This window comes from Pseudomonas sp. CIP-10 (genome assembly GCF_020911845.1).
Lineage (GTDB): Bacteria > Pseudomonadota > Gammaproteobacteria > Pseudomonadales > Pseudomonadaceae > Aquipseudomonas > Aquipseudomonas alloputida.
On the sequence record NZ_CP087160.1, the window covers coordinates 2,646,681 to 2,671,857 of the forward strand.

The window sequence follows — 25,177 nt, forward strand, 5'->3', positions numbered from 1 at the left end:
CCCTCCGCTCAGCCGCGACGAATTAGTTGGTGTTCGGCAGCACCCGAGAGCCGAGACGCAGGCGTGGGGAGAGCACCAAGCTGCTCGGCCCATTGTGGTAACAGCTCTATGGCCAAGCCGCACATGACCTCAGCGGCGCAAGGGCTGCGACTGCCGGGCGGAGAGGTTGCCTCCACGCGGTGCACAGGCAGGCCGAGCGAGGCGGCATTGGGATACGCCACACGGTCGGGGATTACCGTGTTGCAGACACTGACATGCGGATCAGACTGAAAAGAGGCTTGCAGGCTTTGCATGATCAGGCGCGTATCGCGGCGATTGGCGTTGACCTGGTTAAGCAGCAGCTTCACCGATGGCAGGGCTACGCCTAGGTAGCGATAGGGTTCCAGCTCTTCGAACAGGCTCAACGTGCCCCGGCGCAGCTCGCGCGCGACGAGCATTTCCGGCGGCACCGGGCACAGCGCGCAAGCGGAGGCGAGGATGACCATCTCCACGACCACGCTGCGTGCGCCCTGGGTGTCGATGATCAGCACATCGTAGTGATCCTCGAAGGCGGGCAGCAGGTTGCGCAGGCGCAGACGGCCATCGGCGGCGTGCAGCAGCAGGGTGCTGATGTGCCCGGCGCGGTCGTTGGAGACGATCAGATCGAGGTGCTGGATGACGGTTGTAGAGACCACCTGCTCGGGCTCCGTGAGCCGATGCGCGATCAGTTCATAGCTGCCGGCCTCACGGGACTCGCACAAGGCGTAATAGCTGGACAGCGTCGGTTGGCTGTCCAGGTCCAGCAACAGGACGCGAAGGCCGGCATCGGCGAGCATACCGCCCAGATTGGCGGCGACGGTAGTCTTGCCCGCGCCGCCCTTGGTCGAAATCAACGAGAGGACGTCCATGACTTAGTCCCCCGTGGACAGTCGGTCCTGGACCCACTGTTCAATCTCCAGTGAATCCCAGCCAACGGCGCGTGTGCCGATGCGTCGGCATTGTGGGAACTGGCCGGCTTTCATCAGGTTGTAGATGTGCGAGCGCTTGAAGCCGGTTTTCTGCTCCACTTCATCGCGGCGCATGATGTGGCGGTCGGTGGGCAGAGGGGTAGCGGTGGTTGCTTGCATGATGTCACTCCGTAGCGCCGAGTGGCGCGTGGTGGGATGTGACAGTTAGTGAAGGTCGAGAGAGGGTGAAAAACATTGTCAGGCAATGCCGGGCATTGCCTGACAATGCGGCGTCAGCCCCGTTCTACCTGGGCTATAAGACGGCGTGCGTCGGCAAATCGCCGATCAATGGTACTTTTGCTCAGGCCATCCACCCCAGGAAATCGCAGCAGAATGGCTTGAACCAGAGCAGCCTGGCTGGGATAGATCGATTGCATCTTGCCGTACTGGTCTTTTCCGAGCGTGGTCGCGAGCATTGCGCCGATCAACTTGTCGTGCATGGCTTCAGAAGTCTCGGACGGAATGCCAAGTGAGTCGAGTCGCGCTTTCAGCTTGTCGTTGAGCGTGGAGAGGGCAGCCATTTCATCAGCGGCGACAGCATAGGTTTGCTGCAACTGCTCAAGCGTATGCATGGCAAAGTCGAGCTCGGCTTGCTTAGCCAAATGCGCATCCAGGCTGACGCATTCTGAGTGATCCACGTTTTGCGAAAACAAAAAGGCTGGCTTCTGATCGGGGTGGTTGCGTACGAACCAGACCAGGAGATCGGCTCGCCGAATGGAGTAGTAAACTCGATTTACGTGGCTATCTGACGTAATCGGATGTCCTAAGTAAGTCGCAGGCAATTCGCCGCTGAGAATGGCATCGCAGATGCACTCGACGTGGTCGTGTAGATTTGGCCACTGCGGAAAATGCTTTCGCAGGCTGCCTGGCTGGGAGAGGTCTATCTGAAGAATTTCGTTTTCGTGCTCGGAGAGGTCACACCACAGTATCGCGGCGTCAATGGGATGGTAAGAGCTTCTTATCGAGATCATGGCACACAGCCTCCTGCTGCGTTCGTCCTGGAATCGCTGGCGAGGGCTGCTGTTTGGGGCCCCTGTCGAGCGAGCCTGATTTCATTGGATCGCTTTACGATCCAATGGTGATGACCTGCAACCATTCGGTATGTTCAGTGCGGTTGTTTTGGGCGCGACAGGTTTTGCCGCTGAGAAATCTGGAATAATAACATTCCGCAATAAAATGTATTCAGCCGTGTCTGGGGGCGAGGAAGTCTGAGAGAACAGTGAGGATTTGCAGCAACGTTGTTGCAACCATCGCGCTCAATGCAGTTCGATCATAGGGTCGGATAACCCGTGGCTTATCTGACCTAATGTAGCGTAGGGCAGGCCGTGACGGTAAGCCTTGGACGAGTTCGCGGGGCACCCTCAGTGTCAGGGCGCGATGATCAGTCGGCGGTTAGCGGATCTGCTTGGAACAGGGACGGACAATCATTAGCGCGCTGGCGCATTGTTCGATCAGTGATTGGTTCAGATGAACGGATGGCTCCTCGGGAAAACCCGTCTGCCGAGTTCATCAATGGGGCCTTCGAGAATGGCAACCCAGGGCGTTGAGCTGATTTCGTTCACAGCTTGAAACTGCGATTCTGCAATTTGACGCAGATGCTCGATCTCTTCGGCGGGACAGTCAGAAGCCTGCGCTTCGTGGTACCGCTTCAACGCGTCCACGGCCTCGGTATACATGGGGTGGTCAGGGTAAAGGACTGCCGTTTTGTGCGTCATTTAGTGACGGCGCCTCAGTGAATGGTCGACGGTGGCTTGCCGGCTTTGACAAGCTGGAAGTCAATGACGGCTTGATAAAGCGAGTCCGTCAATAGGTGAAGACGTTCTACCTCATGCTCAGGCAAACCAGAAGCCTCAGTTCTATCAGCGGCTCGCCAGCCTCGACCAATCCAATGAAGGTGCGTTTTACGACCACGATGCTCCGATCAGTTGATGACGCATTATAGGTCGCTAGAGCCAAGACTTGAGCAGATCGAGAATTTGTACGGCCGCTATCGACCCAGGCTGTGTGAAAACGCCCTGAGTACATCGAATAGGAAGAGATGTGGGTTAGCCTGATCCTTGCCGCCTATCATGGCCAGGGCTAGGCGGTGGAGCAACTGCTTACGGCGGGCGCCTATCCCTGCGCTCAGGACCAGCGGGGCAACACTGCGCTAATGGGGTAGAACTTCAAGGGCGAGCTGCGCATTGCCCGCGCCTGCTCGACGCCCACTGCAACCCTGACCAATGCAATGCCAGCGGCTTAGTGCGGAATTGGTATGCTGGTGTCCTGTCCAGACCGCTGCGCTTGAGCGGGGAACAGGAAATTGATCTGCCGTTCGCGAAGCATGTTATCGATGTGATCTGATCGGCATCCTCATTATCAACGAGCAGGTCTTGAGCATAAATTGAGCCAGTGCAGTATTGTAGTGCCTTGCTTGGCAGAGGGCTTTCAGGTCGAGGGTGTCAAGCAGACTTCAATCTCGACGACGATTAGTACAGAAAGATGGTGATCATGAGTCCAAAGAGAAGAACACAGGCAGAGCGCGCAATGGAGACCCAGGGCAAGTTGATTGCAGCGGCCCTGGGGGTTTTACGGGAAAAAGGTTACGCGGGATTCCGGATCGCAGATGTGCCCGGTGCTGCAGGTGTCTCGAGAGGAGCGCAGAGCCATCATTTCCCGACAAAGCTTGAGCTTCTGCTTGCCACTTTTGAATGGCTTTACGAACAGATCACCGAACGCAGTCGGGCTCGATTAGCGAAATTGAAGCCAGAGGATGACGTCATCCAGCAAATGCTGGACGACGCCGCCGAATTTTTCCTCGACGATGACTTCTCTATCAGCCTTGATTTGATTGTGGCTGCCGACCGGGATCCAGCGTTGCGCGAGGGTATTCAGCGCACGGTAGAGAGGAATCGGTTTGTCGTCGAGGATATGTGGCTTGGTGTTCTGGTGAGCCGTGGTCTTTCGCGTGATGATGCAGAAGATATCCTTTGGTTGATATTCAATTCGGTGCGTGGGCTTGCTGTTCGTAGCCTATGGCAGAAGGACAAAGAACGCTTTGAGCGTGTCAGGAACTCGACACTCGAAATTGCGCGAGAGCGGTACGCGAAATTCAAGCGCTAGCAGCTTTGTTGAAATGTCTAGTGTGACAGCGCAAGGTTTACGATATCAGTTCCAGCTAGCGAGAACTCTCGATTGCCATGCACGGAGCCGATATCACCCAGTGGAAGCACTGCTTAGTATCATCTCAGACTAATTCGTGCCAGCGGGTAATCCGCTCGCTGATGAAGCGGATGAGTGGCCTGTTTGATACGTGTCATGCAGACGAGTGGCACTCTCTGGAAGCAGCCCGAGACTGGCCTCTTTCTTCGCTCAGCGCACGTGATCGAGGCGGGCATGCAAATCCTGATGTTCTTTTTGGCTATCGTTATGGTCTAAAGAGAACATGGTGCGTTCCGCAAAGGCGCCCAACTGATCTCTTCTCCTGAGAGCTCAGCCGGGGCTGTCGGCGGGTTGACCGCCCTCAGTTCGGCTTCAATGGCGGTGATGTTGGTGTCGATCAGGTCTTTCAGCAAGCGGCCTAGGGCAAGGCTCAGCTGTTTGCTGCGCTTGGCAAACTTGTGACGCTTGAGCAGCGCGATCTCGTGTGGCAGCTGTTCGTTGACCGCTTCGATGCGCTGGATCTTCTTGCCCATCGTATCGACCTGCTGGCCCAGGGTATCGACTTGCGACATCAACAGCGCGGCTAGTGTCCGCACTTGGTCAGGAGTCATCTGGTCGGGGGTAGGGTGAGGCAGTCATGCTGGTGATTGTGCTTGGGTGGGTAAGCAGGCGACGCATCGATGGGCTAATGGCAGGTGCTACAGCACTGTTATCGCGCTACCTGAATCCACGCGTTGACAGGGGAGACCCAGTACAAAGCCTGAAGTTGCTCGGCGCCCAGCTCCATTTCAGTTCCGTGCCGGAGCCCCGGCCAGATGAGGCCCCTTGGAGCAATCGCTGGGCAGCGAGCCAGATTCCGACACCGTCGTGCACCAGTACCTTCATCCGGTTGGCGAGCAGGATGGTTTCGAGATCCGGACCACTGCGTAAGCCCGCGTACAAACCGGGCGCAGCCGTCGGAATCGGAGGCTGGCCATTTTGCGGTCAGCATTTGCTGCCCTAGCGGTAGCTCGTTGCATGGGATGGCAGGCCAAAAAGAACGCCCTCGTCGGTCGGACGAGGGCGTGTTGTGTGACCGTTGTTCAGACCGCTTTTTCAGAACTCAATGCGGCAGCGGGGCATGCCGTCCGCTTGCCACGCTGGCTTGAGTCTGGTTCTCCCGCGCTGTAAAGGTAATTGGGTTTCGCCCGAGAATGAAATACAGGACGCCGCCAGCCAGGACCAAAGCGAGGATGCAGGATAAGACACCTGCCGCCTGCGTCACCAGAGGGGAGAAATCGCCCTGAATCACATAGATGGCGGGCAGCCCGGCAAAAGCAAAACCTCCGATGTAGCACAAGGGGATTAGCGGGAGGATTAGAATGCTCTTCCAGCCGTTGAGCCGCTCGCGGAAGCGATAGGCGATCGCCACACCGAGATAGATAGAGGAGACGTTCACGAACAGCCACCACCAAGGGAAATTACCGAGTAGCACCAGCGGCTGATGGCCGTAGTAGGTGTAGATGCCGCCGTAACGTAGCAGCAGCTCCTCCATGATGATGTCGGCCGCGCCAGAAAGGGCGAAGCAGAGCCAGAGCTTGCCTGTCGTGATATTGCGCTGGAGTCCAATGTAGAAGATGTACCCCAAGATTGTGCCGAAGGGCCACCACATCGCGATGACGTAGTAGTCGAATTCGCGGCCCATCAGGAAATACAAGAGTTTGTCCGGGTCATGGGATGTGGACCAGTAGACTCCAGCCAGGTAGTTGTCGACGCTTTCGGGATACACGCAGATGGCGGCAGCGAGCACGATAGCCAATGGTACCGTCGTCTTCAGTCGGATCGCATCGACTAGTGCCACAGCGGCCATGACGAGCCCGGCGATCAACATTGCGAGCGACCCGTAGAATACATGTTCGGCATTCTGCGGGAAGCTGTCATTGGGTGGGGGCGGAGTGCGGAACGTGGGATCGAGCACGGCCGGCGCCTGTGCATGGGCGGCATCAGGCCACAACGCGGCCAGCACGACAGCCAGCAAGAAGAAGGCAACCAAGGCGAAGCAAGTGTTGCCACTTGCCCTGCCCGCTGGAAGGAGTTGATGGAACATAATGCACCCCTCGACTGTTGAATATGATTACAAACAAACCGTTTGATCTGTTTCTTTATGAATGTGCCATCCGATGCGAATACCGTCAATTGAAATTCACTGGAGACTGAAGAGCATGACAGAAGCCACGCTCAGCAAAGCTGAGATGATTCAAGAGCAAATCTTGAAAGCTGCGACGCAGGAATTTGCAGCTTATGGTAGCGCCGGTGCACGGGTGAGCACTATTGCCAGTGCGGCCAGGGCCAACAAGAATAAGCGTATGGTGATCCCGTCTTGCATGGTTACACCGGTTGTCTACTGTCTGGTGTTTCTGGATGGGTAGGCCACGCCAGTGCATCGCATGGGCCTACTGTGAGCAAAAGCAGTCGCATTGGGGTCTTAAGGGCATCTGGTGCCCCCGCAGCTTATGTCGGGACCTTTATCAAGGCTCATCTTTGGGGTTGCGTGATAGGCATAAAGCCTTTCGTCGGTGCGCTGTTAATGCTCTCTTCCATTGCTGGCTTGGCTGTCGCGGATCATCGCGATGGGAAATCGGAGGCTATGCGGATTACTGGGCAATGACCCGAATAAAGTGGGCGCAGCCCTCAGGATCTGAGGTTGTCCATTTCACTGTGATCGATTGCCCGCCTATGAACAGCTCAATGATCGCCGAAGTCTCGGCTGACCGTTTAAGTGCAGCCTGAAATGGAACAAATGCTGGCAGCAAGTTTGCGGGCTGATCCCGGTAAAGAGGCAGCCATTTGCGAATGACGTTGGCGTTGATGCCGTGACTTATGGCGACACTGGAAACGGTTGCTCCAGGTTGCAGGCATGCCTGAACGACCTGAGTCTTGAACGATTTCGGATAGCCGGGGTCCGGTTCTTCAGTCATAAGTCCTTCAGATTCGACGTCAAGCACGGTGATATCACGCCCAGCTAGCTAAGGCTCCGGACGGAAATGTAGCGCTATGGGCGCGTCCTCAGTCCGCACCCATTGGCGCCCGCCAGGCCATTGTGACCTGACTTAAGTCGCTAATGCCCGGGAGATGGGCAACTGGGGGAGGGCGGTGCGGCCTTTGCCCCGGCGGATACTCCAGATCAGCCGATCAGTGTGCTTTTCCACGGATGTGGGCTCGTAGAAACTCCAGTGATTTCCGTAACGCCAAATCTGCGCATTCGGATTGATGGCGCTGCGCATCGCTTCCTCGGTAGAAACCACTCTCCACAGGGTAGGTCAGCACATTCAGATTCAGCGCTTTATCGCGGAGAAGGGACTCTCTACCAAGGGCATCGTTACTGGAATGGACGAGTATCGGAATGCTCGATTGCTCGCTGGGCCAAAAGACGTCGTGCACACCGCCATAAACGATACAGGGTGCTGATAGCGTTTGTGCTGCTCGCAGAGCTACAGCTCCGCCCCAGCCGTAGCCCACGATTGCCACATTTCCAGCGTGAGCTATCGCGTCGACGGTAGTCGCAACTAGTTCTGCGGCTGTCTCCAGACCGATCTCAGTTGCCAACCTGCTGCCTAGCAGGATGTCCTCTGGGGCGTAGCCGAGTTCGACCTCACGTTGGATTTTATCGAAAAGTGCGGGCACCACCGTCAGGTAGCCATCCTCGGCATATCGTTCGGCAATTTGACGCATGTCGCCGTTGACGCCGAAGAATTCGTGGACCAGAACCACGCCACCTACGGGCTTGTCATCAGGTTCGGCAGACCATCCATTCATGGGGCCGTGGGGAGTTACCATCGTAATCCAGTGACTCATCGGAACCTCGCTCTCTTGACTATTACGGTTTCGTTGATGAATCGCAGACCATCGCGGCGGTTCATCGTCCGGGTTGCTCTACCTTCCGGTTGTCTACTGCCTAGCACACGGAGTGGGGCTCGTGCCTCGCAGGGACGGCACCTCCGTCCTCCAAAAAAAATCATTGACTCAGGAGTTTTTCAGCCGGATGATCGTGACAACAAAGAAACAAACCAGCCTGTCTGTATTATCTCCACAGCAGGGTACAAAAACAATCAATGGAGACTGCCATGAGACTGAAAGACAAAGTCGCAATCGTGACTGGTGCGGCAACCGGGATTGGCAACGCTATCGTGCGCTCTTACCTTGCGGAGGGTGCGAAGGTGGTCATTGCTGATGTGAAAGGTGCTGAGGCAGCCGCGGCGGAACTGGGTGAAGACCTAGCGTTGGGTGTCTTTGCCGACGTTTCGGATCCTGATAGCACCAAGCAGATGGCAAAGGCAGCACTGGATCGCTTCGGCAAGATCGACGTGCTCGTCAACAATGCCGGTATCTTCACCGGTCTCAACTATGTCCCGATGGAATCGATCTCGGTTGCGGATTGGGACAAGCTCTACAGTGTCAATGTCAAGGGGCCCTGGCTGTGCGCCAGTGCGGTGTCGGCCGCGATGCGCGAGGGTGGTGGTGGCAAGATCATCAACATCGCCTCAGTAATCGCTCACATCGGAGCGCCCTTCATGTTGCACTACGTTTCCAGCAAGGGCGCTGTTGCGGCGATGACACGTGCCATGGCGCGCGAATTTGCGACGACCAAGGCAGGGATCAGCGTCAACTCCATCTCTCCCGGCTACACCCATTCGGAAAATGCGCTCGCAAACGCTCAGCAGCATGAGCAGTTCGAGGGCGTTTCTGCGTCCATGCGAGCAATCGACCGACCGCAAGTGCCGGCAGATATTGCGGGAGTGGCGCTTTGGTTGGCTAGCGACGAAGCCTCCTACGTAAACGGGCAGAACATTGTGGTGGATGGCGGCATTTACATGAGCCTCTGAGCGTCATTCGCCACGACATTCATCCTTAGTTGTGATTTGGGAGTCAGCTTATGAGCGCTAGCTCGAAATTCAATGTGGATCCGGCCGGGTTCCGCAATTGTAATCTTATCGGCGGGCAGTGGAAGGGCTCGATTTCCGGCGAGACCATCGCTGTCGAAAATCCCGCTACCGAGGAAATCATCGCCCATGTTCCGCAGGGCCGACACGAAGATATCGACGAAGCGGTACGGGTCGCGCGCGCTACATTCGAGTCGCCAGCCTGGCGGAAAATTCGTCCGATCGATCGTGGTCGGATCCTGGAGAACGTCGCACGCAAGATTGAAGAGCATGCTGACGAATTGGCGTATCTGGAGTCACTGGATACCGGCAAGGCCTTGACGTTCGCCAAGGCCATCGACCTGCCTTCGACAATCGACGTCTTCCGCTATATGGGGGGGTGGTGTTCCAAACTTGGAGGGACGACCCCTCCAATTTCATTCGATGGGCGTGAATACCACACCTATACCCGACGTGAGCCGATTGGTGTCGTTGGTGCCATTACGCCTTGGAACTACCCGCTTGCGCTGGGCTCGTGGAAGATCGCTTCGGCGCTGGCTGCCGGCTGCACCATGGTGCTGAAGCCCACAGAACTCACGCCTCTGAGCACTCTCCGGCTTGCAGAGCTGTGCCTTGAGGCGGGGCTGCCAGAAGGCGCGCTCAACATCGTCAATGGTCATGGGCACGAAGCGGGCGAAGCGTTGGCGCGTCATCCGGGGGTCGACAAGATCACCTTCACAGGCTCGACAGTAGTTGGCAAGAAGATTGTCGAGTACGCGCTGGGCAATATGAAGCGTGTCACCCTTGAGCTTGGCGGCAAATCGCCGAGCATCGTATTTGCCGACGCGGATCTGGACCAAGTCGGTCTGGGGGCTGCACTCGCAGTCTTCTTCAACTCGGGACAGATCTGTTTCGCCGCCAGTCGGCTGTTCGTCCAGGACAGCGTGTATGACCAAGTGGTCGAAGCTGTGGCGGCGGCTGCGGCACAGTTCAAGGTCGGCAATGGCTTGGATCCGGACACTCTGTTGGGGCCGTTGGTGTCTCGCAAACAGCAAGAGCGGGTGATGGGCTACGTGCAGTCTGGGATAGAGCAGGGCGCGAGGCTGGTCTGTGGCGGGAAGTCAGTCGGAGAGAAAGGCTATTTCCTCCAGCCCACTGTTTTTGCCGACGCAGCCCCATCAATGCGGATCGCTCAAGAAGAGATTTTCGGGCCTGTAGTCAGTGTCATCCGATTTAAAGATGAAGCCGAGGCGATCCGGATGGCCAACGACACAGCTTATGGCTTGGCCGCCAATATTTGGACGCGGGACATCAAGAAAGCCCACCGGGTCGCGCACCGCTTGCAGGCGGGTTCGGTGTGGATCAACTGTCACGGTGTGATCGATCCAGCTGCACCATTTGGAGGATTCAAGCAGTCAGGCTGGGGTCGCGAGGTCTCGGAGGAGGGGCTGTCTGCCTATACAGAGACTAAGACGGTCTGCGCACTACTCGATGACTGAACGAAATCCTGCCCTCGCGTGCGAGGACGTCACGTCCGCTTAAGGAGACCGATCATGTGGGAATATATCAAGTACTACTTTGCACCCTTGGTACAAGTCTTTGCGATTCTGGGGTTCTATTGGGGTGGTCATTACACCTGGATTGCAATTGGGGCTTTTCCGGCCATTGCCATCCTTGACATGCTGCTGCCGCTCGATCTATCTGAGCGCCGAATGAAGAACCATTTCTGGGCTTACTTGCCGATCTGGGCTTCGACGCTGTTATTGCCGTTCATGTACTTCGGCTTCGCGTGGTCGGTAGCAAATAACGATCTGACCGGATTGCAAATGGCAGCCGGTGTGCTGGGGTTGGCATGGCTTTCGGTTGTGCCTGGCGTTCCTGCAACCCACGAGTTGTATCACTCGCGCGGGCGGTTGGCTCGCTTTGTTGGGCGCTATGGCCAGATTGTATTTCTCGATGTCATGCGCATGGAAGTGCACGTAGTCGGCCACCACCGCGACGTGGGGACGGCTGAGGACATTGATACTGCGGCACGCGGTATGAATCTGTACAGATTCGTCGTTCGTGCAGTGGTGGAGTCCGTCCGCTGGGAGCTGAAGCTGGATGCAGACAATCTGGAGAAACGCGGTTACGGTCGCTATTCGATCCGTCACTCGGTCTGGCGCGCGCTGCTGGCCATTGTAGTGTTCCTGGGGTGCATCTATGCCATTGGCGGTGGGATGGCGGTGGGTCTTTGTTCGATCTCGATGATCATCGCTCGTTTTTGGGTTGAGGCATTCAACTACTACCAGCATTACGGCCAAGTCCGTTTGGTCGGTATGCCCATCGAAAAGCGGCACGTCTGGAATCACTTTGGAACGCTCTCACGCTTGTATGCGTTTGAAATCACTAACCACGCAGACCACCATCTCAACTCCTACATCCCATATTACAAGCTGGTGCCGGATCGTGAGGCGATCATTATACCAAGCATCATCGCATGCTTCCTGTCAGGCTTCATTCCACCCCTTTGGTATCGAGCAATCATCAAACCTGCGCTCAAACGCTGGGACAACGAATATGCATCACCGGCCGAGCGGCGCCTTGCGCAGGAGCAGAATCGTGAGGCGGGATGGGATGATTGGTTCAATGATCAGGGAGGGCGTGGCAGTCAGCCTGATGGTCCTTCCTTGGCTCGCGGCTGATCACATGGAGTAAGTGTTGTCCCCACGCTGGAAAATCCAGAAATGAGTGATTGGCCACAGCCCGTCGACTGTCTGATGTCCCATCTCTGTTGGTCTTGGAGGCTGACTCCTGGAGTGTCAGTCTCCGAGGTAGATGAGTTATCGGGATCGGTTGAGTGAACACTTGGCGCTGCGCGGTTGTGCAGTTTGCACTGAGTCGAGCACTGATCTTGGCGGAAAGCGCCCAAAGGGCGCCAACCTGGCATCGTTAATCGGCGTGGCACCGGCCTTGGCAGCCTCATGGGGGCTGTATAGGCACACCTTCTTCCGCCCAATTTGACTGATGTCTCTCTCGCGAGGTTTCAATGAGAAGTTTCTTTCAATCCATCTTCGGCAAGGCAGTGCAGAAACAACTGCGAATCCTGCCTCAGGACATAACGATCTCGCTTAATCCAGGGCAAACGCTGCTGGAGGCTGCGTTGGCCAATGGTATTGCCTATCCTCACGACTGTACGGTTGGTACCTGCGCCTCTTGCAAGACGCGCCTGAAGCAGGGGCGTGTTCGAGAGGCAACTCCGTTTGGTTACACCTTGTCAAAGGCTGAGCTGGATGCGGGCTACATCCTGGCCTGCCAAGCGTTTCCGCGTGACGAACTCACCGTAGTTGAGATTGACCCGCCGTCGGCCGATCAGCCGGCAACCGAGCAGTTCGCTGCCACTATTGTAGCGACGGAGCCGCTCACTCACGACATTCTCAAGGTAGTGATCCAGGCGGATCGACCAGTGCACTATCTGGCCGGCCAGTATGCGAATTTGCGTGTCCCGGGTTCCTCTCGCTTCCGCTCTTATTCATTCGCCAATGCACCGCAACGCAAGGGGCAGAGCACCCTTGAGTTCTATATCCGCAAGGTGCCAGGAGGCGAATTCACCGAAGCCTTGTTCCGTGGCGAGTTGGATGGTCGGCCACTGGAAATGGAGGCTCCCCAAGGTACCTTCCACTTGCATGGCGGTGATGCGCCGATGGTGTGTATCGCTGGAGGCAGTGGTTTGGCACCACTGATAAGTATCCTACAGCACGCGCGAGCAAATCGTATCAAGCGAGACTGTACGTTGTTGTTTGGCGCACGCACTCAGGATGATCTATATCAACTCGATATAATCAGCAATATCGCTGCCAACTGGCAAGGTGATTTTCGTTTTATTCCGGTGCTTTCGCATGAACAGGAATGCAGTAACTGGACCGGCGCACGTGGCCTTGTGACCGAGCATATTGCTGCTGATTTCTGCGAGGGGGCAGAGGGTTATCTCTGTGGACCTCCACCGATGATAGATGCCGCCATCTCTCGTCTTGCGGAGCAAGGCATACCGTTGGAAAGAGTCTTTTATGACAAGTTTACGGACGGCCGGAACTCCTAAAGGCTAATTACAATATAATAAAAATAAGGACTGGCTGATGAAAAAAACAATATACAGCTTAAGTGCCTGCGGCATTTTGACGTGCTTGTACTGTGGTATTGCGTCTGCAACAGATGCTTTCAACCTCGTCGGGGTTGGACCGGTTTCCCAAGGTATGGGGGGGATTGGTGCAGCCTTCAATATCGGGGCACAAGGTATGATGCTGAATCCGGCAACGCTTAGTCAGATGCAAGAAGGTATGCATCTGGGGCTGGGAATGGACATCATTACTGCGGAATTGGAAGTCAAGAATACCGCTACCGGCGAAAAAGCCGACTCCCATAGTCGTGGGCGCAACAACGGGCCTTACGTGGCGCCTGAGCTTTCTTTGGTGTGGCGTGGTGAGCGATATGCGCTGGGAGTCGGTGCTTTTGCTTCCGATGGGGTTGGAACCCAGTTCGGAGACACCAGCTTTCTCTCGCGTACCACGACCAATAATCTTAATACAGGGCTGGAAAACTACTCCCGTCTGATAGTTTTGCGGATACCGTTCTCTGCGGCTTACCAGGTGAACGAGAAGTTGTCCGTCGGGGCATCGTTGGATGCTGTGTGGACGTCGGTGAACTTGGGACTCCTACTGGATACCACACAGATTGGTACATTGGTTGGACAAGGCCAGGTGTCCGGCTCATTGATGCCAGCGTTGCTGAGCGTGCCGGAGCTGTCGGCAGGTTATCTATCCGCGGACAATCACCGTGCCAGCGGTGGTGGCGTGGACTCCTGGGGCATAGGTGGCCGGCTTGGTCTGACCTATCAGTTGACCCCAAAAACACGGGTGGGGATTGTATACAACTTCAAGACCCATGTTGGAGACCTGTCTGGCAATGCCGATTTGACGGCAGTAAGCGCTGTCGCGGGTAATATCCCTCTCTCGGGTGAACTCAAGCTACATAACTTCGAGATGCCAGCATCTCTCGTTGCGGGCATCAGTCACGAATTCAGTGATCAGTTTGCTGTTGCGTTCGACTACAAGCGTGTCTACTGGAGCGATGTCATGGATGACATAGAAGTCAACTTCAAGCAGAAAGCCACGGGCGACACTATCAATCTGAAACTGCCTTTCAATTATCGGGACACCAACGTGTATTCGTTGGGAGCGCAATACCGCTACGGTGCGAACTGGGTGTTTCGAGCGGGCGTGCACTATGCCCAACTGGCCAACCCTTCAAGTGGTACAATGCCAATCATTCCTTCGACACCGACTACCAGTCTCTCGGGAGGCTTTTCATATGCCTTCAGCCCTGAGGATGTAGTCGATTTTTCTCTGGCCTACGGATTCAAGAAGAAAGTATCCAATGACAGCCTGCCGATCACCGACAAGCCCATCGAAGTATCGCATTCGCAGATAGTTACATCGATTTCCTATACCAAGAGTTTCTAGGTCGTAGCCATAGAAACTCTCTTCATTCATGTGAAGGAAAGAAGAATATGAGCTATTCGAGTGGATTGATCCGTCCGGACGGAGCAAAGAAGGAGGATCGCTATCTTAATCTCTATCGTCATTCCGTGGACGATCCTGAGAGTTTCTGGGCCGAACAAGCGCAGCGCATCCATTGGCACGTTCAGCCGCAGAGAATCCTTGAGGCGTCGAACCCACCCTTCCGACAATGGTTTGTTGGTGGTCAGACCAACCTCTGCTTCAACGCCCTCGATCGCCACTTGCCAGAGCGTGCCGAACAGTTGGCGTTGGTAGCTGTTTCCTCGGAAACAGGAGTTACCCAGGAGATCACCTATGCGCAGCTGTATCGGGAAGTTAATACCTTCGCCGCAGTACTCAAGCGACTCAACGTAGACAAGGGTGACCGAGTCGTCATCTACATGCCGAACATGGCTGAGGCAGTTTTCGCCATGCTTGCTTGTGCGAGGATCGGGGCGATCCACTCCGTAGTCTTTGGCGGCTTCGCTGCGCGTAACTTATCGGCGCGCATCGACGACTCGCAGCCCAAGTTGCTGATTACTGCCGATGCAGGGATGCGCGGTGGCCGGGTCATTCCGTACAAACCACTGGTGGACCAAGCCTGTGCGGAGTCGGAGTCACCGCCACCCAAGGTGCTGATAGTGTCTCGTGGTTTGCAGCCAGAGCTGACCTGGGTACCGGGGCGTGACGAAGAATACGCGACTTTGCGCGCCGCTGTTGGTGATGCGCAGGTGTCAGTGGAGTGGCTGGAGTCGAACGATCCCAGCTACCTGCTTTACACATCGGGCACTACCGGAAAACCCAAGGGGGTACAACGCGATGTCGGTGGCTATGCGGTTGCCCTGGCGCTGTCAATGGAGACGGTTTTTGACGTTGCTCCTGGGCAGGTGATGTTCTCGACCTCGGATGTCGGTTGGGCGGTCGGGCATTCTTACAATGTCTATGGGCCGCTAATCGTCGGTGCGACTTCGTTGTTGTATGAGGGCTTGCCTACCCATCCGGATGCCGGCATCTGGTGGTCGCTATGTGAAAGGTATGCCGTGCGTACCATGTTTTCCTCACCGACGGCCGTCCGTGTGTTGAAGAAGTTCAATACCGACGCCATTGCCCGGCACGACTTGAATGCCTTGCGCTACCTCTTCCTGGCCGGGGAACCCCTGGACGAGCCGACAGCTAACTGGATCAGTCAGGCACTCGGCAAGCCAGTCATCGACAACTACTGGCAGACCGAGACTGGCTGGCCGGCGATTACCCTTCATCCTGGCTTGGAAATGAAACCTGTGAAGTTAGGCTCGGCTGGCCTGCCGAACTTGGGCTACAGGATCAAGGTGATTGATGAGCTCAGCGGGGCGCCTGTCGCGGCGCATCAAAAAGGCATGCTTGTCGTTGAGCCGCCGTTACCACCGGGCTTCATGACGACGATCTGGCGTGATGATGATCGCTTCTGTAGTAGCTACTTTGGGCACTTCAAGGAGCAGGTCTACAGTTCGCTTGATTGGGCGGTCCAGGATGAGGACGGTTACACCTACATTCTTGGGCGTACCGATGATGTCATCAACGTTGCTGGGCATCGTCTGGGGACTCGCGAAATCGAGGAGTCCGCTGCGGAAGCTTCCCGCGTTGCCGAGGCGGCAGTTATCGGTGTCCCCGACGAGATCAAGGGGCAGGTACCAGTTGCCTTTGTCACGCTCCGTAAGACTGCTTCCGATGAACTCCAGCGCCGAGAGGCTGCGGCAGAGATACGCCAGGCGGTAGAGAGCCGTCTGGGGGCGGTGGCGCGACCTGCTCGGGTGTATATCGTCAATCTCCTGCCGAAAACGCGTTCAGGCAAATTACTTCGTCGGTCATTGCAAGCCCTGGCGCTGCAGGCGGATCCAGGGGACTTGTCCACCCTTGACGACCCTAGTGCACTCGATGAGATTCGCCATGCCCTGAGACGTGGACCGGACGCGGGGAACTGAGAGGTACGGCTCTGCTAGCTCGAAATTAGTGAGGGATCCGGTTGTAAATCGCCGTCAAGCGGCAAGAAGGCCCTAGCAACTTGACAGGTGAATTCGAGGCGGATGATTTTTTTGAAAACAAACAGACAATCTGGTCTGTTTGTATTATAAGTAAAAACACCCACGTACGTGGGTGCGATACAAGCGAGAGAGGATGGTCAATCCGATGGGCGAAGACATCAGCAAGATCGTGATTATCGGTGCCGGTCAGGCCGGGGCGACGGTGGCCTTCGGCCTGCGCCGCAGCGGATTCGCCGGTGAAATCACCCTAGTGGGAGAGGAGAGCCACTTGCCGTATGAAAGGCCGCAGCTATCCAAGGAAATGCTGCGGCCAGAGGCAAGCGCTCACAAGTCGATCAAGACACGGGCTGACTACGAGGAGCAGAGCATTCTCTTGGAGCTCGGTTGCAAAGTGGTCCGTGCTGACGCTCAGGTGCACAGCATCGTTTTGGATGACGGTCGCCAGCTTGCCTTTGACCGGCTGGTGATCGCCACGGGTGTGCAGCCACGCCGACTGTCCTCGGCATTTCAGGGTGCACATCGGGTCCACTACCTGCGCACGCTCGAAGATGCAGCGCGCTTGCGCGCCGACCTTGAAGCAGGGAAGTCACTAGCGATCGTTGGCGGAGGCGTGATTGGACTCGAGGTTGCCGCCGCAGCGCGTGCGCTGAACTGTCCGGTGACCCTGATCGAAGCTGCGGACCGGCTCATGTCGCGCAGCGTGGACGAGGTGGTTTCCGCTTATCTGGATCGGGCGCACCGGCGAAACGGGGTGGACATTCGCTACGGCGTGGCGGCCACCGAGTTGCTGGACGATGGGCGTCTCAGGCTTTCCGACGGCGGCACCGTGCCCGCAGAGGCTGTGCTGGTCGGTATCGGTGTAACGCCGAACATCGAGGGCTTTGAACACCTGGATATCACCGATGCCACTGGGGTGCGGGTCGATGCGTACAGCCAGACTGTCGTTCCCGGCATCTTTGCCACCGGCGATATCGCCTCACAGCCCAATGGCGGAGGTTTCGGGCGCATCGAGACCTGGGCCAACGCCCAGGACCATGCACTGAATCTGGTCAAGAACCTGATGGGCGAAGCGGTGCCCTACGAAGCCCCGGTGTGGTTCTGGTCTGACCAAGGACCGATCAACTTGCAGGTCGTTGGGGACGCGGCCAATGGCCGGCGGATTATCCGCGGGGATGAGCATGGAGACGTCTTCAGCATTTTTCGACTCGACGCCAATCAGCAGGTCATCGGTTGCGCGACGGTCAACTCACCAAAAGACATGGCTGTGGCACGTCGTTGGGTGAAGCAACGCAGTAGCGTCGATCCGCAACGGCTGGCTGACCCAACCATCCCATTACGCGACTGTGCCGTCTGAATGCATGCAGTCTGAACTACGAGGAAACCACCATGAATAATGACAAGAATCTGGTAGAGATCGACGATGAAAACCTCTTGTTCCGTGTGGCTCGCGAGTCGTTCGTGAGCGAAGAGGTCCTGGCCGAGGAGTATGAGAAGATCTTCGACCGCTGCTGGCTTTATGTTGGCCACACATCCGAGTTCAAAAAGCCTGGCGATTTCGTCACTCGCACTGTCGCGCGCCGCAACCTGCTGGTGACAATGGGAACGGATCGGACGATCAATGCTTTCTTCAATACCTGCCCGCACCGTGGCGCCACTGTTTGCCGTGAGCGATCAGGCAACTCCAAAAACTTCCAGTGCTTCTACCATGGCTGGGTATTCGGTTGCGATGGCAACCTGAAGAGTCAGCCTGGCAAGGAGCGCTATTGCGCTGACTTCATTACTGGCGGCGCGGGCAACCTAGTGCCGGTGCCGCGCTTCGACATCTACGCCGGCTTTTGCTTCGTCAGCTTCAATGCCGAGGTGGAACCACTGCCCGACTATTTGGCAGGAGCCAAGGAATACCTCGAACTGGTTTCCAAGTATTCCGAGAGCGGCATGGGTATCACCACCGGCACCCAGGAATACGCCATCCGTGCAAACTGGAAATTGCTCGTTGAGAACAGTATTGACGGCTATCACGCTGTCAGCACCCACGCAAGTTATCTCGACTACCTGAAAAACATCAATGATGGCTTTTCGGGCGCCAAGCTCGAAGGCAAGAGCACTGACCTCGGTAATGGTCATGCGGTAATTGAATTCAGTGCTCCTTGGGGACGGCCGATTGCCTCCTGGGTTCCGATCTGGGGGGAGGAGGGCAAGCAAGAGATCGACCAGATCTATGCACGGTTGGTCGAACTGCATGGTGCGGAGATGGCCGACCGCATGGCGTACAAGAACCGCAACCTGCTGATTTTCCCGAATCTCATCATCAACGACATCATGGCAATTACGGTGCGGACCTTCTATCCGCAGGCGCCGAACTACATGCATGTCAACGGTTGGTCATTGGCGCCGAACGAGGAGTCCGACTGGGCGCGCAAGTACCGCCTCAGCAACTTCCTGGAGTTCCTTGGCCCAGGCGGTTTCGCAACGCCGGACGATGTCGAAGCGCTGGAGTCCTGCCAGAACGGCTTCAGCAACTACCGACTGGTGCCGTGGAGCGACATTTCCAAGGGAATGGGCAAGGAAACGGCCAACTACGACGATGAGCTGCAGATGCGTGCTTTCTGGACGCGATGGAACCAATTCATCGGTGGCGCGCCCACGCCCGACTCCGGCGTTCAACACATACCAACCATCGCTTTGGCCTGAGGATAAGCCGATGAGTGCCGTTGCCCTAGAAAAAGAACCTCTGCGTATCCCATCGTCCCAGGACTTCGCCGCCTTCGTCACCCGCAGCGAAGTGGAGGACCTGCTTTATCACGAGGCTGAACTGCTGGATACCTGGCAGTTGCACGACTGGCTGGCCCTGTTCACCGAGGACTGCAGCTACTTCGTGCCGTCGACCGACCTGCCGCGCACCGCCAGCGCCGACGACAGCCTGTTTTATATCGCCGATGACGCCGTGCGCTTGCGCGAGCGGGTGATTCGGCTGATGAAGAAGACGGCTCACGCCGAGTACCCGCGCTCACGGACGCGCCACCTGGTCAGCAATATCCGCATTCTGGCTGCCAATGCCGAAGAGATTCAGGTGGCCTCCGCCTTCGTGACCTACCGCATGAAGCTCGGCAACAGTGATGCCTATGTCGGTAGCACGAACTATCGGTTGCGTCGAATCGATGGGCAACTGCGCATCGTTGAGAAGCGCTGTTTCCTGGACCTCGAAGCGCTGCGCCCGCATGGCCGGGTCAGCATCATTCTGTAACGGAGCACAACGATGGATATCACACTTCCCTTCCGCTACAAGAAGTTGGCCTATGCCGCGATCAACGTGACCGATCTGTCCAGGTCAGTGCCGTTCTATCGTGACATCGTCGGGCTCGACCTTGTGAAGCAGGATGGCGACATCGCCTATTTTCGCTGCAGTCGCGACCACCACAACATTGTTCTCTACCAGGCGCCCGGACACGGTCTCAAGCGTGTGGGCTTCGAGCTGGAGCAAGAGAGTGACGTGCGTGCCGCCTTCGAGCATTTCGACCAGCGCGGCATGCAACCCACTTGGGTGTCGGCGGAGGAGACCAAGCAGCTTAGGCAGGGACTAGGTTTCCGCGTGCGTGAACGCCACAGCGGACTGCTGTTCGAACTGTTTGTCGGGAACATGCACCTCAGCAATCCGTTCGTTCCGACAGTGGCCAAGATCGCGCGTATCGGCCATGTGGTGATTGGCAGCGAGAACTTCGAAGGATCTCGCGATTCCCTGGTTGATGACTTCGGCTTTCGGGTTTCGGACCTGATCGAAGACCGCATCGTCTTCATGCGTTGCCATCCCAATCCGTTCCACCACACGTTCGCAGTTGGTCCAGCGAGCAGCAGTCATTTCCATCATGTCAATTTCATGGTCACGGACATCGACGATATCGGCAAGGCGCTGTATCGCATCAAGCAGCACGATATCAAGGTGGTCTTCGGTCCCGGTCGGCATCCGCCGTCGGACAGCGTCTTTTTCTACTTCCTCGACCCCGACGGCATCACCGTGGAGTACAGCTTCGGCATGGAGGAGTTCGCTGAGCACGGCGCTCGTCCGCCGCGCTACATGGAACCGGTGCCCGAGTCGCTGGACGCATGGGGAGCAGTGCCGGACGGCCAGTTCGGTCGCAGCGGACCGATCGAACGCGAGCGGATGCCCACACCCCATGCAAAGGGGGTACTGGCATGAGCACGCTGAGCAGAAACGCCTTGCCCTTGGAGGGACAGGTCGCAGTAGTCACGGGCGGAGCCCACGGTATCGGTCTGGGGATCGTCGAGCGGCTGCTGGGGTTGGGTGCCCGGGTCACCGCCTCGGATATCGATGAGTCGGGCCTCTCGTTGCTTTGCGAGCGTCTGGCCGCCAAGCATGCGGACGCTATAGCGGTGCATGCCGCCGATCTCTCTGAAGAGCAAGGTGCCCAGGGACTGCACCGGGCTGCGGTCGAGCGCTTCGGTTCGGTACAGATACTGGTGAACTGCGCGGGGGGCGGTGTGATCCGGCCTTTCCTGGAGCATACACCCGAGACCTTGAAGGCCACCATCGATCGTAACCTGTGGACTGCGTTGTGGTGCAGCCGGGTATTCCTGCCGGACATGCTTGCTCGGCAGTACGGTCGGATCATCAACATCGGCGCCGACTCGGTACGCAACGGTCTGCCGGACCATGCGGCCTACAACGCAGCCAAGGGCGGTATGCACGGACTGACCACCGGCCTGGCGCGCGAGTTCGCCCGCCAGGGCGTTACGGTGAACACGGTTGCGCCGTGCGCGGTGAACACCGAAGTGTGGGTCAGAATCAAGAACGCCAACCCCGAGCTCGCCCAGCGATTTCTGGATGTCATTCCGATGGGCCGGGTGGGCGAGATCGAAGAGGTTGCGTCGATGGTTGGCTACCTGGCTCAGCCGGAGGCGGCCTTCGTCACCGGTCAGGTAATCAGCGTCAACGGCGGCAGCACAATGCTGTGAGGACAGTGATATGACTAACATCATCGAGACAGTTGACCTGACTGACCTCGTGGGCCTGTGCGCGACCGATGACGTAGCTGAGGGTGAGATTCTTCGCGTCAAGCTGCCATCCGGTCACGCTCTGGCAATCTACTGCGTCAACGGGGAGTTCTTCGCCACCGACGACATCTGCTCCCACGGCGAGGCATCCTTGTCGGAGGATGGTTCGCTCGATGGCTACGAGGTCGAGTGCAGTTGGCACTTCGGACGTTTCGACATTCGTACAGGGCATGCCTGCGCGATGCCATGTGAGCACCCGTTGCGAAGCTGGCCGGTCACAGTCGAGGGTGGGCAGATCTTCGTCGATGTGGGGGCGCACCCTGTATGAGCGGCGTCGATATTTCCACTCTTGAACAGCGCGTGCGCGTGGCTGCGCGCGCGTTGGGCCGACATGGCCTGGTTCAGGCCTGGGGGCACTGCAGCGCCCGGATCGATGCAGAGTCCTTCGTGGTCTGCGCGGCCCGCCCCATGGGCCGTATCGAAGTCGGTGAGCCGGGGACGATAGTGCCGATCGAAGGGGCGCTACCGCCCGGTGTGCTGGGCGAGGTTCGCATCCACCAGCAAATCTACCGGCGACGTCCGGACGTGGGCGGTATTTGTCGCTTCATGCCGCCACATGTCGTAGCACTCTCCACACTGCGCAGCGTGCCGAAGCCGCGTCATGGTGTAGGTGCATTCAATGCGGCGTGCCGCTTCTGGGACGATCCGCGTTTATTGCGGGACGACGCTTTGGCGGCGGAGCTGGCGGCGCACCTTGGACAAGCCCCATCCCTGGTCATGCGCGCCAATGGCGCGGTGACCGTTGGGCCTAACATCGAACTGGCCACCGGGTTCGCTTGGTGCCTGGAGGATGCCGCCCGCATCGAAACGCTGGTGCGCTCCATGGTCGATGTGGCCGAGCGTGATGATGCTTGCCTGACTGCCGAAGAGATCGATGCGAGACAAGTCAGTTCGGGCGCGGTCTTCGAGCGACTGTGGGATTACCTGACGGCGGATGACCCGGAGAGCCTGGGCAGCGGGGCCGCATTCCCAGTTCCACAGTGGGGACGGCCATGACTTTCGGTATGCGCTGTTACGCAATCATGGCGAGGACTGGAGCGGAGACTCGTGCTTGCCGCGCAATTAAGGGTGAGCGAATCGTGACTCCATCAATCTCCCTGGATATCTCGAGCTTCGATGGCAAAATATCCCGCGCAACGCAGAACCCAGGCCGAGAGACGCGAAGAAACACGCTCCCGGATAATCGAAGCCGCCATCAGCGAGCTGTTGCACAACGGCTACGCAGGAATCCGTGTCGACAAGGTGGCGATTGCCGCCAAGGTGTCGCGCGGGGCTCAATCGCATCATTTTCCGACCAAGGAAAGCCTCGTCCTTGCGGCACTGGAGACGCTGTACCAGGCCTCGACGGAGGTCAGCATGAAGGTCATCGACAACCTGGCTTCGGAGGATGTGCTGGATGCGCTGATGCAGGAGTCGGCCAAGTTCTATCTGGGGCCGAACTTTACTATTGCCATGTCACTCTTGAACTTGGGCGACAGCAATCCCGAGCTGCGGAAGAAGGTGCGCATCATGGCCCGCAAGTACCGCCTGCCCATCGAGAAGGCATGGCTGGATGCGTTGACTCGCTCCGGTCTGGACGAAGAGCCTGCACGCACAGTGTTGAGCATCACTCAGAGTGTCTATCGCGGCATGACCACCCGGCGCTTCTTGCGCAACGATCCGGAATACGCGAGCTTTACATTCGAGCAGTGGTCGAAGATAGCGCGTGCATTCATGAACCAGCACTCCCTCAAACGTTAACGGCTACACCCTCCTTCCGGCTACGCCGGCACTCCATCTCAACAGCCATTCACACCGCTGCTGCGCCGTCAGCAGTGGCTGTGTCGTCGTGCGTTTAATTTCTATAGAGAGGTATTTATGAGTCTTTGGCTTGATCTGCTTGGCGCGGAAATCCGTTTCGTCGACACCAAAAGCTTCGGCACGATCCGGATTGCCGAGGCGGGCAAGGGGAACCCCGAAACTATCATTTTCCTGCATGGCATCAACGGCCACCTGGAGGCCTACGCAAAGAACCTGATTCCGCTGTCGAAGGATTTCCATGTCATTGCGTACGACTATGTGGGGCACGGTCTGTCCAGCAAACCCGTTCGTGACTACGACCCGCTCATGCTGGCCGAGCAACTCGGCGAGCTGATGGATGCGCTCGGTATCGAGAAAGCGCACCTGTCGGGCGAGTCGCTGGGTGGTTGGGTCTCCGGTCATTTCGCCGCCAGGTACCCGCAGCGCGTGGGGCGGCTAATGCTGAATACTTCTGCTGGTATCCCGATCGTGACCGAAAAGGGGCGAGCGGACCTGGAGCACTTCATCGCGTTGAACAGGCGCAACATCGACAACACTCCAACTTATGAATCGGTGCAGGCACGCTTGCAATGGCTGATTCATCCCAACAATCGTCATCTGGTGAACGATGAGCTCATCAATCTGCGTCTGCGCATCTACTTGCAGCCGGAGAGTCGAGCGATGCTGCCGAAGCTGAACGAAATCCTTGTGCATCACGATGACTACCTGATCCCGCTGGAAAAGCTTCCGGCCGGCACGCTGTTCCTGTGGACGCATGACAACCCAATCCATGACACCGAGTCGGTCAAGGCGGCGCAGGCCAGGGTGCCGGGCAGCAGTCTCTACTTCGTCAAGGGCGAATCGGCGCATTGGCCGCAGTACGAGTCGATCGACGAGTTCAACACTCTGGCGCTGCGGTTCTTCAAGTCCGGCCAGGTGGAGTGAGGAGCACCTCATGAATGAAGCCAACGTGATTGCGAACCTGTTATGGGATGCGCAGCGGCAAAAGCTGCCCTGTGCACCGGTGCGGGAATATTTCGAGGGGAAGAGCGAGGTTGACCAGGCGCTATTGGCCTATGCCGTACAGCAGGTGAATGTTCAGCGCCAGGTGGAGGGCGGCCGACGTATCGTCGGTCGCAAGATCGGCCTTACCTCTCCGGCAGTGCAGAAGCAATTGGGTGTAGATCGGCCGGACTTCGGCACGTTGCTGGACGACATGGCGATCGTCGATGGCGAGCCGATCGACACTGCGCGTCTTCTGCAGCCCAAGGTCGAAGCTGAGATCGCCCTGGTACTCGAGCGTGACCTCGATCGGGAGCGTCATACAGTCGCCGACCTGATCGACGCGACAGCGTATGCACTTGCTGCAATCGAGGTGGTGGATAGCCGTATCACCGGTTGGAACATCCGCTTTGTTGACACCGTGGCAGACAACGCCTCATCGGGCTTGTTCGTACTCGGTACTCAGCCTGTTGGCCTGTCGAAGCTTGATCTGGCCGGTTTGTCGATGCGCATGACGCGTGGCGAAGAGCTTGTATCGCAAGGGGCTGGAGCTGCCTGCCTTGGCAACCCGTTGAACGCAGCGCGTTGGCTTGCTGACACGTTGGTCCAAGTGGGCACGCCATTGCGTGCCGGCGATGTGGTTCTGACCGGCGCTCTGGGGCCAATGGTCGCGGTCGAGTCCCGTCACACCTATACGGCATGGATCGATGGCTTCGCCCCGGTACGAGCAATTTTCTCCTGAAGGA

Annotated in this window: 24 protein-coding genes and 4 pseudogenes; 19 read left to right on the forward strand and 9 right to left on the reverse strand. The window is 57.4% G+C overall.

The genetic code is table 11. The features are described from left to right. Nucleotides 1-8: 8 nt before the first annotated feature. From LMH93_RS12090 to LMH93_RS12110, 5 genes and pseudogenes are all read right to left on the reverse strand, one after another. The gene (locus LMH93_RS12090; RefSeq protein ID WP_230065239.1) at nt 9-887 is read right to left on the reverse strand and encodes a ParA family protein; all 879 of its coding nucleotides are present in this window, start codon (nt 885-887) and stop codon (nt 9-11) included. Between the two features lie 3 nt (nt 888-890). Further along, nucleotides 891-1,106 carry an AlpA family transcriptional regulator gene (locus tag LMH93_RS12095; protein ID WP_012052631.1) on the reverse strand — a complete coding sequence of 72 codons (216 nt, stop codon included), beginning with the start codon at nt 1,104-1,106 and terminating at the stop codon, nt 891-893. A 113-nt stretch (nt 1,107-1,219) separates the two neighbouring features. Beyond that, nucleotides 1,220-1,957 (reverse strand): hypothetical protein, encoded by a 738-nt coding sequence (locus LMH93_RS12100; protein WP_230065240.1) that lies wholly within the window; start codon nt 1,955-1,957, stop codon nt 1,220-1,222. A 538-nt stretch (nt 1,958-2,495) separates the two neighbouring features. Continuing rightward, nucleotides 2,496-2,701 (reverse strand): annotated as a pseudogene (locus LMH93_RS12105) (hypothetical protein). 14 nt (nt 2,702-2,715) lie between these two features. Then, nucleotides 2,716-2,897, reverse strand: a pseudogene (locus LMH93_RS12110) (hypothetical protein). Nucleotides 2,898-3,027: 130 nt separating this feature from the next. Between LMH93_RS12110 and LMH93_RS12115 the strand changes: the two are divergent. Next, nucleotides 3,028-3,260: pseudogene (locus tag LMH93_RS12115) on the forward strand (ankyrin repeat domain-containing protein); the annotation flags it as partial. Nucleotides 3,261-3,476: 216 nt separating this feature from the next. After that, nucleotides 3,477-4,088 carry a TetR/AcrR family transcriptional regulator gene (locus LMH93_RS12120; RefSeq protein ID WP_158491109.1) on the forward strand — a complete coding sequence of 204 codons (612 nt, stop codon included), beginning with the start codon at nt 3,477-3,479 and terminating at the stop codon, nt 4,086-4,088. Nucleotides 4,089-4,456: 368 nt separating this feature from the next. Here the strand turns inward: LMH93_RS12120 and LMH93_RS12125 are convergent. Next, nucleotides 4,457-4,738 (reverse strand): annotated as a pseudogene (locus tag LMH93_RS12125) (IS66 family transposase); the annotation flags it as partial. Nucleotides 4,739-5,229: 491 nt separating this feature from the next. Then, nucleotides 5,230-6,213, reverse strand: a complete 984-nt coding sequence (locus tag LMH93_RS12130) for a hypothetical protein (RefSeq protein WP_230065241.1) — start codon at nt 6,211-6,213, stop codon at nt 5,230-5,232. A 115-nt stretch (nt 6,214-6,328) separates the two neighbouring features. Between LMH93_RS12130 and LMH93_RS12135 the strand changes: the two genes are divergently transcribed. After that, nucleotides 6,329-6,535 (forward strand): hypothetical protein, encoded by a 207-nt coding sequence (locus LMH93_RS12135; protein ID WP_230065242.1) that lies wholly within the window; start codon nt 6,329-6,331, stop codon nt 6,533-6,535. A 225-nt stretch (nt 6,536-6,760) separates the two neighbouring features. Here LMH93_RS12135 and LMH93_RS12140 read toward each other — a convergent pair whose 3' ends face one another. Continuing rightward, nucleotides 6,761-7,084, reverse strand: coding sequence for a transposase (locus LMH93_RS12140; RefSeq protein WP_230065243.1), 324 nt, complete (start codon nt 7,082-7,084; stop codon nt 6,761-6,763). A gap of 214 nt (nt 7,085-7,298) precedes the next feature. Continuing rightward, nucleotides 7,299-7,961 (reverse strand): dienelactone hydrolase family protein, encoded by a 663-nt coding sequence (locus LMH93_RS12145; protein ID WP_230065244.1) that lies wholly within the window; start codon nt 7,959-7,961, stop codon nt 7,299-7,301. 269 nt (nt 7,962-8,230) lie between these two features. Between LMH93_RS12145 and LMH93_RS12150 the strand changes: the two genes are divergently transcribed. The 16 genes from LMH93_RS12150 to LMH93_RS12225 all read left to right on the forward strand — a co-directional run bounded on the left by LMH93_RS12150 (nt 8,231) and on the right by LMH93_RS12225 (nt 25,173). Then, on the forward strand, nt 8,231-8,989 hold the full coding sequence (locus LMH93_RS12150) for an SDR family NAD(P)-dependent oxidoreductase (RefSeq protein WP_012052624.1): 759 nt from the start codon (nt 8,231-8,233) through the stop codon (nt 8,987-8,989). Between the two features lie 50 nt (nt 8,990-9,039). Continuing rightward, nucleotides 9,040-10,524 (forward strand): aldehyde dehydrogenase family protein, encoded by a 1,485-nt coding sequence (locus tag LMH93_RS12155; RefSeq protein WP_230065245.1) that lies wholly within the window; start codon nt 9,040-9,042, stop codon nt 10,522-10,524. A gap of 54 nt (nt 10,525-10,578) precedes the next feature. Further along, nucleotides 10,579-11,709, forward strand: coding sequence for an alkane 1-monooxygenase (locus LMH93_RS12160; RefSeq protein WP_012052622.1), 1,131 nt, complete (start codon nt 10,579-10,581; stop codon nt 11,707-11,709). Between the two features lie 344 nt (nt 11,710-12,053). Continuing rightward, entirely contained in the window at nt 12,054-13,103 is a 1,050-nt protein-coding gene (locus tag LMH93_RS12165; protein WP_230065246.1) for a 2Fe-2S iron-sulfur cluster-binding protein, read from the forward strand. Nucleotides 13,104-13,140: 37 nt separating this feature from the next. After that, on the forward strand, nt 13,141-14,523 hold the full coding sequence (locus tag LMH93_RS12170; RefSeq protein ID WP_230065247.1) for an OmpP1/FadL family transporter: 1,383 nt from the start codon (nt 13,141-13,143) through the stop codon (nt 14,521-14,523). Between the two features lie 47 nt (nt 14,524-14,570). After that, nucleotides 14,571-16,520, forward strand: coding sequence for a propionate--CoA ligase (prpE, locus tag LMH93_RS12175; RefSeq protein WP_230065248.1), 1,950 nt, complete (start codon nt 14,571-14,573; stop codon nt 16,518-16,520). A gap of 205 nt (nt 16,521-16,725) precedes the next feature. Further along, nucleotides 16,726-17,934 (forward strand): NAD(P)/FAD-dependent oxidoreductase, encoded by a 1,209-nt coding sequence (locus tag LMH93_RS12180; protein WP_230065249.1) that lies wholly within the window; start codon nt 16,726-16,728, stop codon nt 17,932-17,934. 32 nt (nt 17,935-17,966) lie between these two features. Beyond that, nucleotides 17,967-19,271, forward strand: coding sequence for an aromatic ring-hydroxylating oxygenase subunit alpha (locus LMH93_RS12185; RefSeq protein ID WP_230065250.1), 1,305 nt, complete (start codon nt 17,967-17,969; stop codon nt 19,269-19,271). A gap of 10 nt (nt 19,272-19,281) precedes the next feature. Beyond that, a complete protein-coding gene (locus LMH93_RS12190) occupies nt 19,282-19,824 on the forward strand; it encodes an aromatic-ring-hydroxylating dioxygenase subunit beta (RefSeq protein ID WP_230065251.1) in 543 nt (180 codons plus the stop codon). A 12-nt stretch (nt 19,825-19,836) separates the two neighbouring features. After that, a complete protein-coding gene (locus tag LMH93_RS12195; RefSeq protein WP_230065252.1) occupies nt 19,837-20,775 on the forward strand; it encodes a VOC family protein in 939 nt (312 codons plus the stop codon). After that, nucleotides 20,772-21,551: an SDR family oxidoreductase gene (locus tag LMH93_RS12200; protein WP_012052614.1), complete on the forward strand. Its 780-nt coding sequence runs from the start codon at nt 20,772-20,774 to the stop codon at nt 21,549-21,551. Before LMH93_RS12195 ends, LMH93_RS12200 begins: the two co-directional genes overlap by 4 nt. A gap of 10 nt (nt 21,552-21,561) precedes the next feature. Further along, nucleotides 21,562-21,918, forward strand: coding sequence for a non-heme iron oxygenase ferredoxin subunit (locus LMH93_RS12205; protein WP_012052613.1), 357 nt, complete (start codon nt 21,562-21,564; stop codon nt 21,916-21,918). After that, a complete protein-coding gene (locus LMH93_RS12210; RefSeq protein WP_012052612.1) occupies nt 21,915-22,646 on the forward strand; it encodes a class II aldolase/adducin family protein in 732 nt (243 codons plus the stop codon). The genes LMH93_RS12205 and LMH93_RS12210 overlap by 4 nt, the downstream gene beginning before the upstream one ends. A gap of 120 nt (nt 22,647-22,766) precedes the next feature. Beyond that, nucleotides 22,767-23,390, forward strand: a complete 624-nt coding sequence (locus LMH93_RS12215; RefSeq protein ID WP_012052611.1) for a TetR/AcrR family transcriptional regulator — start codon at nt 22,767-22,769, stop codon at nt 23,388-23,390. 117 nt (nt 23,391-23,507) lie between these two features. After that, nucleotides 23,508-24,374: an alpha/beta fold hydrolase gene (locus tag LMH93_RS12220; RefSeq protein WP_012052610.1), complete on the forward strand. Its 867-nt coding sequence runs from the start codon at nt 23,508-23,510 to the stop codon at nt 24,372-24,374. Nucleotides 24,375-24,384: 10 nt separating this feature from the next. Next, the gene (locus LMH93_RS12225) at nt 24,385-25,173 is read left to right on the forward strand and encodes a 2-keto-4-pentenoate hydratase (protein ID WP_230065253.1); all 789 of its coding nucleotides are present in this window, start codon (nt 24,385-24,387) and stop codon (nt 25,171-25,173) included. The last annotated feature ends 4 nt before the right edge of the window (nt 25,174-25,177 follow it).